Raw genomic sequence first — 19,006 nt, 5'->3', positions numbered from 1 at the left:
GCATTTACAGAGTAGCATTAAAATGAAAACTTATGAAATAAAAAACAGAAGTAACTATAAAGCTACTTCTGTCTAAAAATGTATTTTTACTATTATTAATCCTGTATCGTTATTTTAGGACTAGTCAAAATCTTTAATTACAAATCAAATTTGATTCCTTGTGCCAAAGGCAAATCAGTAGTATAATTGATGGTATTGGTTTGTCTTCTCATGTATACTTTCCAAGCATCTGATCCTGACTCACGTCCACCACCGGTTTCTTTTTCACCACCGAAAGCACCACCGATTTCTGCTCCTGAAGTACCGATATTTACGTTAGCAATACCACAATCAGAACCTGCATGTGACAAGAAAGCTTCTGCCTCACGTAAGTTATTGGTCATGATCGCTGATGATAAACCTTGTGCCACTCCGTTTTGAACTTCAATAGCGTTGTGAACATCTCCACTGTATTTTAATAAGTACAATACCGGAGCGAATGTTTCATGTTGAACGATTTCGAAATGATTTTGAGCTTCGGCGATAGCCGGTTTTACATAACAACCGCTCTCATATCCTTCTCCTGAAAGTACACCACCTTCAACGATGATATTTCCTCCTTCTGCTACTACTTTCTCCAATGCTTTGTTGTAAGCCGCAACCGCATCTGTATCGATAAGCGGACCTACGTGATTATTTTGATCCAATGGGTTTCCAATTCTCAACTGACCATAAGCTGCTACAACTGCATCTTTTACTTTATCATAAATACTTTCATGAATAATCAAACGACGTGTAGAAGTACAACGTTGACCAGCAGTTCCTACTGCTCCGAATACCGCTCCGATAACTGTCATTTTGATATCAGCATCTGGTGTAACAATAATAGCATTGTTTCCTCCTAATTCCAACAATGAGTTTCCTAAACGTGCCGCACAAGCCTGAGCTACTAATTTACCCATACGTGTAGAACCTGTTGCAGAAACCAATGGAACTCTCTTATCGTGCGTCATTAATTCACCTATTTTGTAATCACCATTGATGATACAAGAGATACCTTCCGGTAAGTTATTTTCTTTTAAAACTTCAGCGATGATGTTTTGACAAGCGATAGAACACAAAGGTGTTTTTTCTGAAGCTTTCCAAACACAAACGTCTCCACAAATCCATGCTAATGCTGTATTCCAAGCCCAAACCGCTACCGGGAAGTTGAAAGCAGAAATGATTCCTACTACTCCAAGTGGATGGTATTGCTCATACATTCTGTGTCCGAAACGCTCAGAGTGCATTGTTAAACCATGTAATTGACGCGAAAGACCTACTGCGAAATCACAGATATCGATCATTTCCTGAACTTCACCTAAACCTTCTTGCAAAGATTTTCCCATCTCATAAGAAACCAATTTCCCTAATGCATCTTTGTGAATTCTAAGTTTTTCACCAAACTGACGAACGATTTCTCCTCTTTTTGGAGCCGGCATAACTTTGAACGTTTTGAACGCTTCAGTAGCTGCCTGCATTACTTTTTCGTAATCTGCTTCTGTAGAAGCTTGTACTTTTCCAATCAATTTTCCGTTAACCGGAGAGTGTGATTCGATGATTTCGCCATTAGCAAACCAGTTAGAACCTGTTGAAGTTCCAAAGTTTATTTCTTTAATGCCTAATTGTTGTAAGGCCTCGGTAATTCCGAATTGTTGCGCTATTGTTGACATTGTAACTTTTTTAAGTTGATTTGTTATATTTCGTGCAAATGTATGCTTTTTTTTGAATATTTAGCCCTGATTACTCCGTCAGTCGCTGCGCTCGAGTGAAGTGATAGCTTTTCGAAGTAAAATGCTAAAATTGTGGACATCGCAAAGCGACAATAGGAGCTCTTGCGATGGACTTACATTTTTTACATTTGACAAGAAAACTAAAACGGAAAGCAGGAAATGGCTACTTGATAAATCGGGAATCAGCCTCCATCACCGTACCACATTGTTTGCAGGTTCTTTTCTCTTTAGAGGTATAAAAATCCTTGAAATGTTGTAGAAAATCTTTCTCGATATCTTCCAATCCGAAGTACACTTCATGCAGTTTATGGTTGCAGTTGTCGCAAAACCACAACAGGCCGTCCTTCCCTTCGGTACGCTTTCTTTCGATGACCAATCCGATCGAACCTTCAGTACGGTTCGGGGAATGTGGTACTTTAGCCGGATGCAGGTACATATCGCCTGCGGAAAGTTGCATGGCTTTCTTTTGTCCGTCCTCCTGGATATAAACGGTGATTTCACCCTCCAACTGGTAGAACAGTTCTTCCGTTTCATTATAATGGTAATCTTTTCGGGCATTGGGACCACCAACAATCATAACGATGTAATCTCCGGAATCCACATAAAGGTTTTTATTGGCAACAGGCGGTTTCAGAAGATGGCGGTTTTCTTTAATCCATCGATTTAAATTGAAAGGCTTCGCTATAGACATCTTTTTTTATGTAAAGTTATAAAATAAAAAATCCCGATTCGTCGGGATTTTATGTTTTATTTGAATTCTTTAATCAGGTAAATATAAGAAGGGAAGTGATCTGAAAACCCGGGTTCATCTTTTGAATTTCTCAAACCATAACCTCTATATTGTCCTGTTTTCTGGATCATGAAAGACTTATTATAAACACCTGCTTTCCAGTATTTCCAGGTCGAAAAATCATTGTTTTTAGGCAACAATGGCTCAGTGAAGATAATCTGATCAAAGAAATCCCAGGCATCGCGGTGAGCCAAAGTACCAATTCCTTTGTTCAACATTTTCTCAGCTGGATTATATAATCCTAATGGTTCAACATCATTTACATCCCCTTTAGCACCTAAAACTTCTTTTATACTTTTATTGAAAGGTCCGTCATTCAAATCACCCATCGTAATAACTTTAGCTCTTGGGTTAATTCTTTGCAACGAGTCGATAATTCTTTTATTCAATGCAGCAGCCGCTTCTCTTAATGGAGCACTCACTTTTTCCCCTCCACGACGAGATGGCCAGTGGTTTACTATAAAACTCACTTCTTCACCATCTAATTTTCCGGTCATTAAGATCTGGTCACGTGTATAAATTCTTTTTGTTACTTCATCAAAATCATTTTTATCATCAGTAACTTCTTCTTTTTCTTTCTTCTCTTTTTTAGGTCCTTTTGTATCCGCTTCATAAATTAAAAGTGGAATGTTTGTAAAACTTGTAGGAGTAAAATGGTTTTTTTGATAGATAAAAGCACAATCAATTCCTCTTCTGTCAGGAGAATCAAAATGTACTATTCCGTAATTCTTTTCAGCAATTTGAGGATCTTTTACCAAAACCTCAAGCATTCCTCTATTTTCAACTTCAGACAGTCCCATTACTGTAGGTGAATTAGCATTATCTCCTGAACCAAGTTCAGCAATAACTCTCGCAATATTACTTACTTTTTTGTCATGATATTGTTTTGTATAAACCCATTCGTCATCACGAGTGTTCGGATCATTGATGGTGTCATAAAAATTCTCAAGGTTGTAAAAAGCAATGGTATGGACGGCATATTTTTTTGATTGTCCATTTGCAACAGAGGCTATTAACATGATTAACAGCAAAGTAAAATTCTTAATCTTCATAGTCTTCAATGTAAAATTTTCGTCAAATGTATAACAAAAGTTGCGCCAAAAGTAAATAATATTATTAAAAGGTGTACATTTGTCGCCCTGCTTTTGAAAAATGGGCAGGAAAACTCGAATTAATTTTTAAACTTATTTATGAAAAAACTTGTTATTAGTACATTATTTGTATTACATGCGTTTTTTGTTTTTGCTCAGCAACCTACTGGTGTATCGGGAGTTGTTTTAGATGCTAAAACACAAAATCCTTTACAAAATGTAGTGACATCAATCGTAAACACCAATTTAACCCAAGTTACAGGAAGGGATGGTAAGTTTACATTCAAAAATGTTGCTTTGGGTAGCCAGATTCTTCAGGTGAAGAGTGACGGTTACAAAGAACAAATGCTTGCCGTTGAAATTGTGGCAGGTCAGATTTTAGATTTAGGTGTAGTGGTTTTAGAAGAAGACAACCAGACAACTGAACAACAAATCAGTTTAATTACGATTACTGAAAATGATCTAGGTGATGACAACAGTGGTTCGGAAAGTACTTCCGGGTTATTACAGGCTTCACGTGATGTTTATCAACAGGCAGCCGCTTTTAACTGGGGTGGTGCACGTTTCAGAATCAGAGGATTAGACAACGAATACGGTACTACAATGATCAACGGTATCGTAATGAACAAGTTATACGACAACAGACCTCAATGGGGTAACTGGGGAGGATTAAATGATGCAACACGTAATCAGGAATTCACAATGGGTTCTGCTCCTTCAGATTATACTTTCGGAGGTATCTTGGGAACTCAGGAAATTAATACCAGAGCATCTATCTACAGACCGGGAACAAGAATATCATACTCAGGAACAAACACTAATTACAACTGGAGAGCTATGGGAACCCATGCTTCAGGTTTAAGCAAAGACGGATGGGCATTCATCGTTTCTGCCAGCAGAAGATGGGCTCAGGAAGCTCACTTTGAAGGAACAGATTATGCAGCAAATTCATTATTTGCAAGTGTTGAAAAAAGATTCGGAAAAAAACATGCATTAAACTTTACTTCTATTTACGCACAAAACAGCCGTGGAAAAACTTCTCCTAACACTCAGGAAGTTATTGACCTTAAAGGATTCAAATACAACTCTTACTGGGGATGGCAAGACGGCAGAAAACGCAATTCAAGAGATAAAAACATCAATGAACCAATCATGATGTTAAGCCATTACTGGAAATTCAACGACAGAACTACTTTAAACACTAACCTTGCATACCAAACAGGTTCAGTAGGAAACACACGTTTAGAATACCCTTACGGAAACAATCCAGATCCAACTTATTACAGAAATTTACCAAGTTACGCTTTAAACTACCACTCAAGCGGAGGGCAATGGCTTCCTGATTATGCAGAAGCAGACCGTCTTAAAGCCGCTTTCATGAATGGAGGTCAAATCAACTGGACAGAAATGTACCTGGCTAACACAAGAACTGATGCTGACGGAAACGGACAACACAAAGCTGCTTATTTCCAAAGCGAGCAAAGAAGTGATGACACCCAGATTTCGGCTAACTCAATCATCAATTCTCAATTATCTGACAACATCAGCTTGAATGCAGGTGCTACTTTCAGAAAATTAAAATCACACAATTACGCAGCTGTTATCGATTTATTAGGTGCTGATTATGTATTGAACACTGACTCATTCTACACTGGTGACAAAGCACAGTACGATATGAACAATCCTGATGCTAAAATCGGTTTAGACGGAACTTTCGGTTACAACTATAACTTACACGCAATTGTTTTTGACGGATTCTCACAATTCAAATTCAACTACAAAAAAGCAGATTTCTATTTGGCACAAACATTCTCACGTACACAATACCAAAGAGAAGGTTTATTCAGAAACGGAAACTACATCAACAATTCATACGGAAAAGGTTCTAAAGAAATTTTTGAAAACTTCGGATTCAAAGGTGGTATGACTTACAAAATTTCAAGTCAGCACTTATTGGATTTCAACGGAGTTTACATGACTAAAGCACCTAGCTTAAGAAACGTATTTGCCAATGCACGTGTGAACAACAATGTAACTTTAGACTTAAGAGACGAAAGAATCACTAGTGCTGATGCAAGTTACATCATCAGAACTCCAAAATTCAAATCAAGAATTACAGGATTCTACTCTAAAATCCAGGATGCAACTAACGTAGCGTTCTTCTTTGGTGAAGGTATTGCTGATGAGGACACCAATGATGGTAGTGAAGATGCTTTCGTAAGTGAAATCGTTACCGGAATGAACAAAAAGAACTTCGGTGGGGAACTAGGATTGGAATACCAATTTACTTCAACACTTAAAGCAAGTGCTGCAGCTTCTTACGGAGAATACATCTACGACAATAACCCTACATTAAGAATCAACAATGATGCAGCTGCATCTCCAACTAATACTTATCCAATCGAAGATTTCGGTAAAACATACTTAAAAGGATACAGAGTTGGCGGTATGCCTCAAAAAGCGGCTTCAGTTGGTTTAGAATACAGAGACCCACACTTCTGGTTCGTTTCTGCTAACTATAACTATTTTGACGATTCATACATTGGAATTTCAAACGTTTTAAGAACAAATAACTTCACAATCGACAGCAGTACAGGTGTTTCTTATCCTGGTGCTAACGAAGCTTCAGTTAGAAAAATCTTGCAACAGGAAAAACTGGATGAATTATATTTATTAAATTTATCTGGTGGTAAATCATGGAGAGTGGACGGAACAACTTTTGGTTTCTTCGCTACTGTGAACAACGTATTGGACGAAGTTTTCAAAACTGGTGGTTTCGAGCAATCAAGAAAAGCTACTTTCCCATCAGCTCAGGAAGATTTACAAAGTGGAGTAAGAACTTTCGGTCCTAAGTATTTCTATGGTTACGGAAGAACTTATTTTGTGAACTTATACATTAACTTCTAATGGTTCTTATTATGAAAAAATATATTAAACAAATATTCCTTTTTACAGCTTTAGCCGCATCGGTTGTAAGTTGTGATACTGAATCAGAATTCGATATTCCCCAAATCAAAGAAGTACTTTTATTTGAAGGGTTCGAAAGTACTATCGCCGGGAGTGGGACTACAGAAAATGCCATTGCTTTAACCGGATGGTCAAATTTCAATGTAAACCCTGCCGGAACAAGAAAATGGCACAGTCGTTCTTTCAGCAACAATAAATATGCTGATTTCTCTTCATTCTTCTCTGCTGCAGGATCTTCAGACGAAGTATGGTTAATCACACCAAAAGTAAACCTTACAGCAAGCAAAGACTGGTTGTTTAACTTCCAGTCAAAAGCGAGAAGCTGGACAGGGAAAAACCTTTCAGTTTTTATTTCTGAAAATTACGACGGAACACAAGCTGGTATTGCTACTGCGACATGGGTTGAATTAAATCCTATATTACCTACCGCTCAGGTAGATGATTTCGTAGGAAGCGGTGATATCGATTTGAACGCTTACAAAGGCAAAGACATCAGCATCGCATTTAAGTATGTTGGTAACAAAACTGCTGGTACTACAACAACTTTTCAATTAGACAATATTAAAATTTTTGAAAATAATTAAAATATATGAAAACATTAAACTTTAAAGGTTTTTTACTTTCATCTCTACTTTTAGCAGCAACTGTAAGTTGTGTTGAAGAACATTATGATGCTCCAAATTTAGACGGTGAATGTGAAACGATTCCGGTAACTAAACAGGTTGTCGATATCACATCTACGGCTACAGCTGCTTACAAACATTGGACTGATGATGATGTAATTGAAGCTTATGTAACCTCAAGCGATGAGTCTGGTAATTTTTACAAGTCCGTTTCTTTTGTTTCTGTTGACGGTGCAGTTGGATTCAGCATGCCTATTGACGCTTACAACATATACACTTACTTCGAACCGGGACGTAAAGTATTCGTTAAAATGAAAGATCTTTATTATCAAACTAAAGATAATTCAACAGTTATCGGTTCTTTATATGACAATGATACACCAACAGTTCCTACTGACGACAATGTTGGCCGTATCGCGGGTGTAGATTTCAAAAACATCATCAAAGCATCTTGCGTTACAGTTAGCGAAGAAGATATCGTAGTGAAACCGGCTAATATTACAGCTGCTAAAAACAACAACTTGTTGAATAAGCTTATTGAATTAGACGGTGTTCAATTTACGGATGCATCTAATGGCAAAAAATACTTTGATGCAACGCTAAACAATTTAGGTGATGCAACAAACCACACCATTACTGATGCTTCAGGAAACACTGTAATTGTAAGAGTTAGTAAATTTGCAAGTTTTTCAGGGAAAAACGTTAACATGAAAAACGGTAAAATCAGAGGTGTATTAACTAAATTCGGAACTGACTTCCAATTCATGGTGAGAAATGAAGACGACTTTAAGTTAACAAACACAAGAGTAGATTTTCAACCTGCAATCGGAGGTGGTTCTGCAACATTCACAGGTGCTTTCACTGAAAACTTCGAAAGCTATGCTGCAAACCAATCGAATTTTCCTAAGTATATCAATGATGCATTTGTTGGTCCAAGATACTGGCAGATTAAAACAAGTGCCGGTACAAAATGTATTGAGATGACTTCTTTCGGAAGTAGCGGAACAAGTGTAACTGCTAAAACTTATTTCTTTGTTCCGGTTGATTTTACTGCTGCAAACACTATGACGTTCAAAGAGCAAATGAGATTCAATCAGGGAGTTGCTTTACAGGTATATTATGTAACAGCAGCAAACTATACTCCGGGTGGTACTGTTAATACAAATAATTTTATAAACATTACTTCAAGTTTCACAGGGATAACTTATCCTGCGACCGGTGCATCTGAAAGTGCATTTAACTCTGCAGGTACTTACAGTATCCCGGCAGGTATAACAGGAAACGGTTATTTTGTTTTTGAATACTCAGGAACACCAACATTAACTACAACTGTTCAAATCGACGATATCGTAGTAAACTAAGATCATCTTTGTTTTAAATATAAAAATCCCGCAAGTGCGGGATTTTTTTTATCCAGTACCAAAGGAAAATATTACTTTTAAGTAAACCCAAAACCAATGCAGCACTACCTTGAAAATCTCTGGAAACGTACCATAAAAAAAGAAACTGATCTATCGTCGGCCTGGGATCAGGAAATCGAAATTTTGTACCGTTACAACATCAGTCTGGAAAATGCATTGCAATACCTGCATTTTGAAAATCCCGATCTGAATACTTTCCTGCTTTGGGTAACCCAACACGATTCAAAAAACAATGCTGCAGGCGATTTACAAACCGAAAATACATTGAGCGATGCCGATATGCGGTTTTGGAACCAAAACGGCTATATCCTAATTAAAAATGCCATTCCGAAGGAAAATTGTCTTGCAACACAAAAAGCGATTTGGGATTTTTTGGAAATGAATCCAAATGAACAGGAAACCTGGTACCAGCCGCACCCACAACAAAGCGGCATGATGGTCAACTTTTCCGATCATCCGTTATTGAATAAAAACCGTGAATCACAAAAAATCAGGAGAGCTTACGAACAATTATACCAAACCACCGAACTTTTCAAAACCATTGATAAAGTGAGTTTCAACGCACCGGTAAATGAACATCATACATTCAAAGGAAGTGGTCTGCACTGGGACGTGAGTTTGCAATTACCCATTCCAGAAGGTTTTCAGGGTTTGTTATATTTGAGTGATTGCGAAGCACATGAAGGAGCGTTTCATTGTGTGCCCGGTTTTCATAACCGGATTAACGAATGGCTCACGAAACTTCAACCAACTCCTTCACCAAGGGAAGAAGCCGTTAAACAACTCACTCCCGAACTCGTGCCCATCACAGGTGAAGCCGGCGACTTTATCATTTGGCATCAAACACTGCCACATTGCGCCACGGCAAATCACGGACAGAGTCCACGCATGGTACAGTACCTCACCTACTTCCCGAAAAATTACAAAGCGAATGAGCTATGGCTCTAACAAAACTGTGGCAAAAAGAAAACTGAAAACGGATTTGCCACACTTTTTGTGGCAATTTCGTTTTTGAAAATGGTTTTGCCACAGGTTTAAAAAAACTATTTATTTTGTGGTATTCAGCAAATCCCAGTCGATATACTCATAGCTTCTGTTTGTAGTAGCAGTGTCGCCGTTACTGTAAATAACAGAATAACCAATATGGGTCAATTGCCCCTTTTTATACTGGTAAGTAATCCGCATGGCACTTTTATCAAACTGTATAACCTGATAGGCCAAAAAACCTGCAGCGTTAATTCCGTATTCAAAATAATGAATTTTTGAACTGGTAGAGATGAAGCGGCTGGTAGCCGGTGAAACAAACTGTAGGTTTGCATTCGTGTTTTTTGCCCAGAAAACCGTAAGACCGTTATGTTTTGCTTTTTCAAATTTCTGAATTGTAACCAAAAGAAAGTAAAAATCAGTCAGATCATCGGGCACAACCAAAGGATTACAGAACTTAATACCAAATTTACTCAACTCATTGTTGTATTTCAGGGCATTCTGATAAAAATCGGTCACTTCGGCCCTTTCCACAGCATAGACACGGTCAATTTTTCCGTTTGCATAATCAAACTGAATAGTTTCATCTTCTTTACCATCATCAAAATATGTATTGATTTCTTCCAATTGTTCTGAACCGTTAAAAGAATATTCGGCTTTTTTGATACCATCAACCTTTAAAAGAATCTGTTTGCCCGGCATAAAAAAGTCACAACCGGTTAATAAAAAAAATAAGGGTAAAAGAAAGAAACGCATGAGATAAATTTATTGCAATCAGGAACTGAATTATAAAATGCAAAGAAAAACATTTTAAATAAAATACGCGGGACAAACTCTTTCTCAAATTTTGCCACAGTTTGTAAAATCCAGATCAGGTATTAAACAAAAAAGCAAGCCTTCCGGCTTGCTTTTTCCAATCAATTAAAAAAAATTATTTTTTTATAATCATAAATTCAGAACGACGGTTTTGTGCGTGTTCTTCTTCCGTACAAGTATCTCCACAAAGAACTTTAGGCTCAGATTCCCCGAAACCTTTACCACTGATTCTGTCAGCAGCAATTCCTCTTGAAATAATGTATTGAACGGTAGATTTTGCTCTGCGCTCCGATAAGCTCATGTTGTACTTATCGTTACCGCGTGAATCTGTATGTGATTTTGCAAAAATAACCATGTTGGGGTACTCATTCATTACTGCTACCAGCTTATCTAACTCGGCTGCCCCCTGTTCAGTAATATTACTTTTATTATACGCGAAATAAACCTCTCCAAGAATCACTTCTTTCTCTGTGATAATCACTTCAACCGGGCTTAGATCAGCGGTAAGTTTAACCTGTCCTTTTGTATCAGACAATGGGAATGTATTGCTTATATAACCTGTTTTGCTTACGCGCACTTCATATTTCTTCTCACAATCCAATTGGAAATCGGCCGAACCGTTCTCCTTAGACCATCCTGAAATAACTACGTTTTTGTTTTCATCCAAAATGCTCAGATTAGCTTCAGCCAAAGAGATTCCGCTTTTTACATCGCGAACTTCGGCCACTAAATCCAAATGACAAACCGGTAAAACCATGTAGATATCATCGTCACCTGTTCCACCGTCGCGGTTACTGGAAACAAAAGCTGTTTTCTTCGATTCATTATAAGCAAAAGCAAAGTCATCTTTTTCAGTATTCACCGGAGCACCTAAATTAGATGGTTGTCCCGATCCGTTTAAATCAGCTGCAAATACATCCAATCCACCAAGTCCTTTGTGTCCGTTTGAAGCAAAATAAAGTGTATTGCTTTCCGTTACCGAAGGAAATTGCTCATTCCCTTCCGTATTGATCCGTCTGCCTAAGTTTTCAGGTGTACCGAAAGTTCCGTCTGTATTCACGGCAACTTTCCAGATATCGCTTTTACCGATACCTCCAGGACGGTCAGATGTAAAATATAACGTGTTACCGTCTGCACTTAACGACGGAGATGAACTGTTAAAGTCTTTTCCGTTAAAAGGAAGAGCAGTTACATTTGTCCATTTTCCGTTGTCATTAGTTGCTTTGAAAAGGAACATTTTACCCATTTTAATTTTCTTGTCTGAAGATTTCACAAATTGTTTTTCTGCAAAACTTTCTCTTGAAAAATAAATAGTGTTTCCATCTGCCGAAACCGTAACCGGCCCTTCGTGGTATTGTGTGTTCAATCCCGCTACCTCAACCGGTGTCTGTCCCAATGTACCATCAGTAAAATCAACACTGTACAAATCCAGAAAAGGCTGATCATTCCATTCATACGTTTTACGTGACTTATTGCGGGCGCTTGAGAAGTAAACTTTGTCATTGTTCAGGTAAGCCCCGAAATCAGAATATTTGGAATTGACCGATACAGTCTTTACTTCCCACTTTTTTGAATCACGCTGTAAATTAGACAAAGTTCCTTCATCCAAAACTTTCGCACGCTCATCATTTGGCGCCATGGAAGCAAATTTTTCCATCACCTTTTTGGCCTCATCATACTTCTTGTTAGCCTTTAACATTTGGGCATAGTTGAAGTATGTTTCCGCGTCCTGATCTTTGGATTCAATTGCTTTAGCATACCATTTCTCCGCTTCAACCGTATTGAAAATATTATAATAACAATCACCCAACTGTTTGTATACGTAAGCATCTGCCTTACCCTTATCTTCTAGCTTTAAATACTCCTTTGAAGCATTTACATACTCATAGCTTTTAAACAGTTTATCGGCATTCTTAGTATCTTTAGTTTGTGCTATACCAGCTGAAACAGCTAATAATAAACTTATATTCAAGTATATCTTTTTCATCTTTTAACCTATTAGAAATAACGCGGTGAACTTGATACCTTTTTAGGGAAGTTCAAGTCAAATAATACCATAAACTCGTGTGATGAAGGTGTAGCAACATTCAAGTCGGAAACAATGTGGTCATAAGCATAACCCAAACGTATTCCGTCCGAAATTTTATAGTTCACCATAGCACCGAATGAATCTTCGAATCGATAAGTAGCCCCAACCTCAAATTTTTCAAAAAACAGGAAGTTAGTGGAGATATCGAAAGAAGTTGGCGCGTTAAATGCCGATTTCATCATGAAGAAAGGCTTGAATTTTGTGGTTTCAGATAACTGGAACACATACCCTCCCGTTAAAAAATAGTGCTGTACTTCAGATCCGTATTGTACTCCGTTATAATCCAAATGTGCTGATTTAAGCATATTCGGAACCGAAAATGCCAAATAGTATTTGTCTGTATAATAGAATAATCCGGAACCGATATTCAGTTTTGCATTTGAAGTGTTTTCAGCAAAAGCACCGTCAGTTGGAACCGGTAAGCTGGAAGCGATTTCACTGTTAAGACCGATGTTCAGTAATGACACCCCGGCCTTAATTCCCATAGCTAATCTGTGCTCTCCGCCAAGATTTAAAGTATAGGAGAAATCCCCGTAAATGTTATTTTCTTCAACCGGACCAATTTTATCACTGATAACTGACAAACCCAAACCTACATTCTTACCTACAGGAGAGTGTCCCGAAGCAGTAAAAGTGGTTGGTGAATCTTCAATTTCAACCCATTGCTTTCTGAATAATAACCCAATAGACAAGTTTTCTTTTGAACCGGCATAAGCGGGGTTCATTACATTCATGTTATACATGTATTGGGTGTAGTGTGGATCTTGTTGCGCATGTACATCGGTAAATGATGCAAATGCAAGTATTACTGTAAGAAATATTTTCTTCATTTTACGTTTTAGTTTAGTACAAAAGCATGGCCCATTTTCCATGGGCCAAAGCCTTTTTATCTGTTAATGTAAACCCAGCCGGATTTGGTTTCACCACTATCCTGTTCAATCACATAGTAGTAAGTTCCATCAGGTAATTCTTCTCCTGAATCAGACTGACCTTCCCATTGGTTAGTATAATTGGTTTTACCATATACTTTATTACCGTATCTGTTGAAGATAGACAACTTCTTAACACCTAAACTGCTTAGGTCAAAGTTATCATTATCACCGTCACCGTTTGGAGAAAGTCCTCTAGGGATTACACAAACTGCGCTTTCCACAACAAAACTCTGTGTATCAGTACAACCTTCAGGATTAGTAGTAATCTTAACCGTGAAAGTTAATGGGAAATTAGACTGTGGTATTCCATTATCTGAAACATATTGGGATACATTAAATGTATTTTGGTTACTGCCTACAACCGTACCCGATCCGTTTGTCCATTCATACGTTACGGTAGTACCGTCAAACGAACCGTTAACCGGAGAAGCTGTAATCACATATTGTGCACCCTGACATTCCCCAACCGTACCGATTGGAATATCTGCCATATCCATTGTAACTTCAATTTGATGCGACGTAATACAACCTTGGTTGTTAACCGTTACTTCATACATACCGTAATCAGTCACACTGATTGAGCTCGTTGTATTAGGTAACGCTCCAGTATTTCTGGTCCAAGTATAAGTAATTGAAGGATCAGTCAGGCTAAAGTTAGTCGGTACAACTGACAATACAGCTGTTTCATTCGGACATTTAACCAGGTTAGTTCCTGACAATGCGAAATCTGGCTTAACATTAACCGTAAATGTAGCCGTGATCGGAGTTGTATTCGTACAACCGTTCAATGTAATCACAACCTCATAAGTACCGCTCGCTGTCGGGCTAACTGAGCTTGAAGTTCCTACCGGTGTCGTTCCGTTCAAAGTCCATGCATAAGTAGCATCGCCCAATACGAAATTACCAGGAACAACTGTCAATGTCGCCGAATCATTAGAACAGATTGTATTATCTGCATCTGATGAACTGATGGTTGCAGTAGGATTAGGTCTTACTGAAATGGTAGCATCAGCAGAATTTGCCGAACAACCATTAGCCGCCGCAACAGTATTCGTCACGGTATAATCACCCGGTGTACTGTTTGTTAAATCAACAACTCCCGTAGCAGGGTCGATAATCAATCCTGTTGGAGGGTTAACTGTAAATGTTCCTGCAGATCCGCCTCCCGTGAAGGTTGGCGTTGCTGTTCCCGTAACCTGACAGTATGGAGTACCCGCGTAAGTAAATGTTACAACAGGTAAAGCTGTAATGCTAATAGTTGTATTTGCTGTTACTTCTGCACAACCTCCGGCTGCAGCGATTGTATTGGTAACTGTATAAGTTCCCACAGCACTTGCCGCTAAATCAATTGCACCGGTTGCAGGATCGATAATTAATCCTGACGGGGTTGCACTAAATACTCCGGCAACACCACCACCACTGTAAGTTGGATTGATTGAACCAGCATTCTGACAGTAAGGAGTTCCGGTATAAGCAAAAGTAGCAACCGGTAAAGCTGTAATGGTAACTGTAGTTTCAAAAGGTACTGAAGTACATCCCGGAACTACAACATTATATCTTACTGTATAAGTTCCAGCTAAACTGGTACTTGGTGTAATTGCTCCTGTTGTAGGATTAACTGAAAGACCTGCCGGTACAGCATAATAATAACCTCCCGGTGTTCCCGTTTGTGTTACTGGCTGTGCAGCCGTCACGGTTCTACAAAATGCAGGCGCACTGTATGCAATAGTAGCAGTAGCCGGATCTGATATTGTTAAACTCCACGTTGCAGTAGAAGTAGCACAATCATTAGCCGCCGCTATAGTACTTGTAACTGTATAGGTTCCTACCGGACTTGCCGCGATATCAATTACTCCTGTTGTTGGATTAATTACTAATCCCGCAGTTGAAGTATAAGTACCTGCAGTTGATCCTGGAGACAATGTTGGCGTTATGTTTGCTCCTCCTTTACAGAAGAAGTTACCCGGATAAGAGAAACTTGCAAAAGGACAACAATCAATTGGTGCCGGTCCTGAAGTACGCTTAATACGGATGTATCCTCTCTTACCAGGAAGTGTATTTGCCGTATAGTTCGTAATCATAATTACATAAACCTGTCCAGCCAATGCTCCGTTAAGAGTAAATGTTTCTGTTGCTGCTGCAGAGAAACTACAACCTTGAGGTGCAGGTCTTGTATTATTTACATTTATGGAAGTACACGCTGTAGCCACACTTGGGTAGGGTCCCCAAGTCACGTAATCAACGTCCAAATCAACAGTTGCAAAAGTCGGATCTGTACTTTGTTCCATGAAATAAGTATAGTTTCCGTCTTGTTGGATAGTCAAATAATAGAATGTTGGAGAAGGTGCAGAACCTAAACATCCTACTGTAGTAGTGGTTGTACCACTGATCGGGTTTGGATTTGGTGGCACACCTACGTCATTTCTCAAAATAACGTCGTTAACCGCACAAACCGGTACCGAGTTCTCACAGTAAATTACTTTAGTACCCACACAAACTTCAAAACGTTTTGTTGAAACGGCAGTACCTCTGGAATATACACGTATTTTATATGTTTGTCCAATTACCAGACCGGTTTCCATTGCACCATTAGCAGCACTTCTACAACTGATTTGAGTCAGGTTAGCACAGTCATTACCTCTGTATAATGTATAACCTAATCCACCTGGTGCTGCTGTTGGGTATCTTGGCGGTACTGAAGTGTCAGTTACCGGCTCTAATAATGAAATATAATGTGTTGTAGCTGTTGCCACGAAATGGAACCAAACATCATCATTATCATCATTCGGTGCACAATTTGTTGCCTGTGTCGATGCAGTAGCACCTGCTACTGTTCCAAAAACAGTTTGCTCACAATGTGTATTTTGGTTAACCGGAACTAATTTCGAGTTAACACACTCATCATTCACGTCAGGCGTATTGAACGTTCCTTTAACAGACCAAGGGCTGTTATCTGTACTTGAACATACTGCTCTTACATAAAAATCATAACAGGTAACCGGTGTTAGACCACCCACTGTATAACCTCTGATAGATGTAATTATACCTCCTGGATATGGTGATGGTGTACCTTCTGTTGGGGCAGGAGATCCACAAGGCAATACGATGATTTCCCATGTTGTGGCATTGCTTCCGTCAGGGTTAACCGGTTGTGTCCAGCCTAATGTAGCTGTATATGGTGTTACTCCTGTAGCAGTAGGCACAGTCGGTCTTGAACAGGTAGGCAATGTTGTAAAATCACCTGATGGAGTCCAAACGCTGGTTTGGCCCGGTCCACAAACTGTTCTTATATAATACAAATAAGTTGTATTCGGATTCAATCCTGTTACCACGAACGATGTTCCGGTTACCCCTGGAAATGTTGGCACAGTTGAAGCGTTTGGCGCTGGAGAAGGCGGGTTTGCCGGTACTACATAAATATCAAATACAGTACCTCCATTTGGAGTCCAAGTCAATGTAGCTCCCTGTGTTGTAGGTGTAGTATCGTTTATTGCTGTAGGCGCTAAACAAGCCGGTGTATCACAATCAAAAGTTGCAGTATAAATTGGTGTAGTATTACTCACGGCAATAGTACCGTTTGCAATTGTAGCAATTGTCTGACCGAAGTTATTGATTACCTGAACTCCAATTTCACCCGGACTTGCTCCCGGTACTGTGAAATAAATTTCCAAAGGTAATGTTTCACATAATGCAATTGGCGGGCTGTTTAAAGCCGTACCGGTTGTAAATGTAGAACCGATTGTCGCCACTACAATTCCATTTTGACGGATTTCCATTCTTCCGCCGCCGTCCCATCCGTCTCCGAATGAATCGGTCATTCTGAAAACGTAGTTACATTTTTGGGCCGCCTCACATGTTTCGGTATTGAAACGGTATGGTCCCGCCCATGGACTGAATTGTCCACCTCCACAATCTGATCTTACCCAGTATTGATAAGCATGTGCAGCTGTTAATCCTGTTAAAGCAGCATTTGGTGTTCCCGCTGGAGTCCCTGCTCCTGCCGGAACCCCCATACCAGCATCCTGAAGCACATACTGCCAAGCAGTTGCTCCTGCAGGACCGGTCCAGTTAATGGTAGCTGTCGTAGTAGTAATTCCCGTAGTTGGAGCTCCAACCGGCGGATCACAGAATTTCTCCTGGATAATTAATGTGTATGGTATTCCACCTGCAGGTGTCGTACTTGAAGAAATTACAAAAATGTACGTTTGTCCGGTTACAACCGGTAATGTTGCAATATTTCTCGGATTGGTAGTTGTATCGGCAACACCTGCCAAACAGCTAACCCCAACATTTCCACATCCGTTGTAAACATACAAACTCGAGCTTGCAGCGCCCGGTGTCATTGAAACCGTAAGGTTACCCGTAAAAGTAGCTGTATAAGAGTAGAAAACTTCTGCTCCCTGCATGTAGTTGGTCGCACCTCCGGCACAACCTGCTCCTTGTGCTGTATCTACCTCATCACCGTAAACATTTGTATTATCGGTATGGCTGTACGGTAAAGTTGTAACTAAAATTGGAGAACTACATATCGAACCTGCCGGTGATGTCGTAAAATTAAATGGTCCGACCCAGTTGCTTAAATTGGTTGCACTACATTGAGCACGTACCCAGTATTTATAAGAAGTCCCCGGTGTAAGTCCAGTTGCCTGAAAATTATTCGTCGTAACATCGTTAAAAGTCGGAGTGGTATTAACATCCGGAACGGTTGCATCGGGCTGTAGGTTATGGTAAACATCCCATGTAGTTACACCCCCGTTATTTTGCCAGGTTAAAAATGCCGTGGTTGGCGTAATAACTCCAGTACCTAAAATAGACGGATCAAGACATTGCTGAACAACCTGTACATTATCAATTAACCATCGGTCTCCTGTAGTAGTTGAAGTTCCCACTGGCTGAGTATTTAACTTTACGAAAGCGATATAAACCTGTTGTCCGGCAAAAGCGGATAGGCTCACTTTTTTCTCTTCGTAAATGTTGTAAGTCGCATTCAAAGTGGACTCTGTCCATGTTTGCGGAATGTTCGTAAATCCAGCCTGATTGGTCTGAACCGGATCTGTGGAAACACGGATTTCATAAGTTGATCCGTTGTTCCCTACCAAAGTCTGTCTGGTAAAAAACTTAAGTTGTCCATTTGTTGGCACGGTAAACCTCGGGGATACCAACCAATCTATGGAAGTATTTCCCGCCCCGACATTTTCTCTGTCCATGATGGCGGCTTTTAATCCTGCATAAACCCTCGTTGGATCGGTAGTTTCGGCCCAACTCACTGCAGTTCCAACACCATTATCCATGGTAATCCAGTTACCCGGTGTTGTTGGAGGAAAAGTGGCTCCTTCAAATCCTTCATCTATTACTTGGGCAAAGCCCAAATAGGGGAGGATCATCATGAAAAAACCAAAAGTAATTTTCTTCATGCTTTGTGTGTTTTTTGGTTAATCTTGTTTGTATAACTTCCAAAAGTAAATAATTTTAATAATCATTTAACAATAAATTTTAAAATATTTAAATCTTTAACATATATCACACAAGTATATTTCAATCG

General features: G+C 39.2%; 11 protein-coding genes. 4 read left to right on the top strand and 7 right to left on the bottom strand.

The features are described 5' to 3' along the window. Positions 1–137 precede the first annotated feature (137 nt). From amaB to NAT51_RS01785, 3 genes are all read right to left on the bottom strand, one after another. A complete protein-coding gene (gene amaB, locus NAT51_RS01795; RefSeq protein ID WP_250594479.1) occupies positions 138–1,691 on the bottom strand; it encodes an L-piperidine-6-carboxylate dehydrogenase in 1,554 nt (517 codons plus the stop codon). 223 nt (positions 1,692–1,914) lie between these two features. Next, on the bottom strand, positions 1,915–2,442 hold the full coding sequence (locus NAT51_RS01790) for a 3-hydroxyanthranilate 3,4-dioxygenase (RefSeq protein WP_250594477.1): 528 nt from the start codon (positions 2,440–2,442) through the stop codon (positions 1,915–1,917). A 56-nt stretch (positions 2,443–2,498) separates the two neighbouring features. Beyond that, the gene (locus tag NAT51_RS01785) at positions 2,499–3,593 is read right to left on the bottom strand and encodes an endonuclease/exonuclease/phosphatase family protein (RefSeq protein WP_250594475.1); all 1,095 of its coding nucleotides are present in this window, start codon (positions 3,591–3,593) and stop codon (positions 2,499–2,501) included. A 138-nt stretch (positions 3,594–3,731) separates the two neighbouring features. Here NAT51_RS01785 and NAT51_RS01780 point away from each other — a divergent pair, with 138 nt between their 5' ends. From NAT51_RS01780 to NAT51_RS01765, 4 genes are all read left to right on the top strand, one after another. Continuing rightward, positions 3,732–6,539, top strand: coding sequence for a carboxypeptidase-like regulatory domain-containing protein (locus NAT51_RS01780; RefSeq protein ID WP_250594473.1), 2,808 nt, complete (start codon positions 3,732–3,734; stop codon positions 6,537–6,539). An 11-nt stretch (positions 6,540–6,550) separates the two neighbouring features. Then, positions 6,551–7,183: a choice-of-anchor J domain-containing protein gene (locus NAT51_RS01775; RefSeq protein WP_250594470.1), complete on the top strand. Its 633-nt coding sequence runs from the start codon at positions 6,551–6,553 to the stop codon at positions 7,181–7,183. A 5-nt stretch (positions 7,184–7,188) separates the two neighbouring features. Continuing rightward, positions 7,189–8,583: a DUF5689 domain-containing protein gene (locus NAT51_RS01770; protein ID WP_250594468.1), complete on the top strand. Its 1,395-nt coding sequence runs from the start codon at positions 7,189–7,191 to the stop codon at positions 8,581–8,583. A gap of 96 nt (positions 8,584–8,679) precedes the next feature. Next, positions 8,680–9,591 (top strand): phytanoyl-CoA dioxygenase family protein, encoded by a 912-nt coding sequence (locus NAT51_RS01765; protein WP_250594466.1) that lies wholly within the window; start codon positions 8,680–8,682, stop codon positions 9,589–9,591. 99 nt (positions 9,592–9,690) lie between these two features. Here NAT51_RS01765 and NAT51_RS01760 read toward each other — a convergent pair whose 3' ends face one another. From NAT51_RS01760 to NAT51_RS01745, 4 genes are all read right to left on the bottom strand, one after another. Further along, positions 9,691–10,383, bottom strand: a complete 693-nt coding sequence (locus tag NAT51_RS01760) for a hypothetical protein (protein WP_250594464.1) — start codon at positions 10,381–10,383, stop codon at positions 9,691–9,693. Positions 10,384–10,558: 175 nt separating this feature from the next. After that, positions 10,559–12,430, bottom strand: coding sequence for an OmpA family protein (locus NAT51_RS01755; RefSeq protein ID WP_250594462.1), 1,872 nt, complete (start codon positions 12,428–12,430; stop codon positions 10,559–10,561). Positions 12,431–12,441: 11 nt separating this feature from the next. Beyond that, positions 12,442–13,362, bottom strand: a complete 921-nt coding sequence (locus NAT51_RS01750; protein WP_250594460.1) for a PorP/SprF family type IX secretion system membrane protein — start codon at positions 13,360–13,362, stop codon at positions 12,442–12,444. A gap of 56 nt (positions 13,363–13,418) precedes the next feature. Beyond that, positions 13,419–18,878 (bottom strand): T9SS type B sorting domain-containing protein, encoded by a 5,460-nt coding sequence (locus NAT51_RS01745; RefSeq protein ID WP_250594458.1) that lies wholly within the window; start codon positions 18,876–18,878, stop codon positions 13,419–13,421. Positions 18,879–19,006 lie beyond the last annotated feature (128 nt).

Source organism: Flavobacterium amniphilum, assembly GCF_023634845.1.
In the GTDB taxonomy this organism is placed as follows: domain Bacteria; phylum Bacteroidota; class Bacteroidia; order Flavobacteriales; family Flavobacteriaceae; genus Flavobacterium; species Flavobacterium amniphilum.
This window is presented reverse-complemented; position numbering and strand designations above follow the sequence as displayed.

Excerpts from the sequence above, each read along its gene's own strand:
- amaB (WP_250594479.1), bottom strand. The coding sequence starts at position 1,691 with ATGTCAACAATAGCGCAACAATTCGGAATTACCGAGGCCTTACAACAA.
- NAT51_RS01790 (WP_250594477.1), bottom strand. The coding sequence starts at position 2,442 with ATGTCTATAGCGAAGCCTTTCAATTTAAATCGATGGATTAAAGAAAAC.
- NAT51_RS01785 (WP_250594475.1), bottom strand. The coding sequence starts at position 3,593 with ATGAAGATTAAGAATTTTACTTTGCTGTTAATCATGTTAATAGCCTCT.
- NAT51_RS01780 (WP_250594473.1), top strand. The coding sequence starts at position 3,732 with ATGAAAAAACTTGTTATTAGTACATTATTTGTATTACATGCGTTTTTT.
- NAT51_RS01775 (WP_250594470.1), top strand. The coding sequence starts at position 6,551 with ATGAAAAAATATATTAAACAAATATTCCTTTTTACAGCTTTAGCCGCA.
- NAT51_RS01770 (WP_250594468.1), top strand. The coding sequence starts at position 7,189 with ATGAAAACATTAAACTTTAAAGGTTTTTTACTTTCATCTCTACTTTTA.
- NAT51_RS01765 (WP_250594466.1), top strand. The coding sequence starts at position 8,680 with ATGCAGCACTACCTTGAAAATCTCTGGAAACGTACCATAAAAAAAGAA.
- NAT51_RS01760 (WP_250594464.1), bottom strand. The coding sequence starts at position 10,383 with ATGCGTTTCTTTCTTTTACCCTTATTTTTTTTATTAACCGGTTGTGAC.
- NAT51_RS01755 (WP_250594462.1), bottom strand. The coding sequence starts at position 12,430 with ATGAAAAAGATATACTTGAATATAAGTTTATTATTAGCTGTTTCAGCT.
- NAT51_RS01750 (WP_250594460.1), bottom strand. The coding sequence starts at position 13,362 with ATGAAGAAAATATTTCTTACAGTAATACTTGCATTTGCATCATTTACC.
- NAT51_RS01745 (WP_250594458.1), bottom strand. The coding sequence starts at position 18,878 with ATGAAGAAAATTACTTTTGGTTTTTTCATGATGATCCTCCCCTATTTG.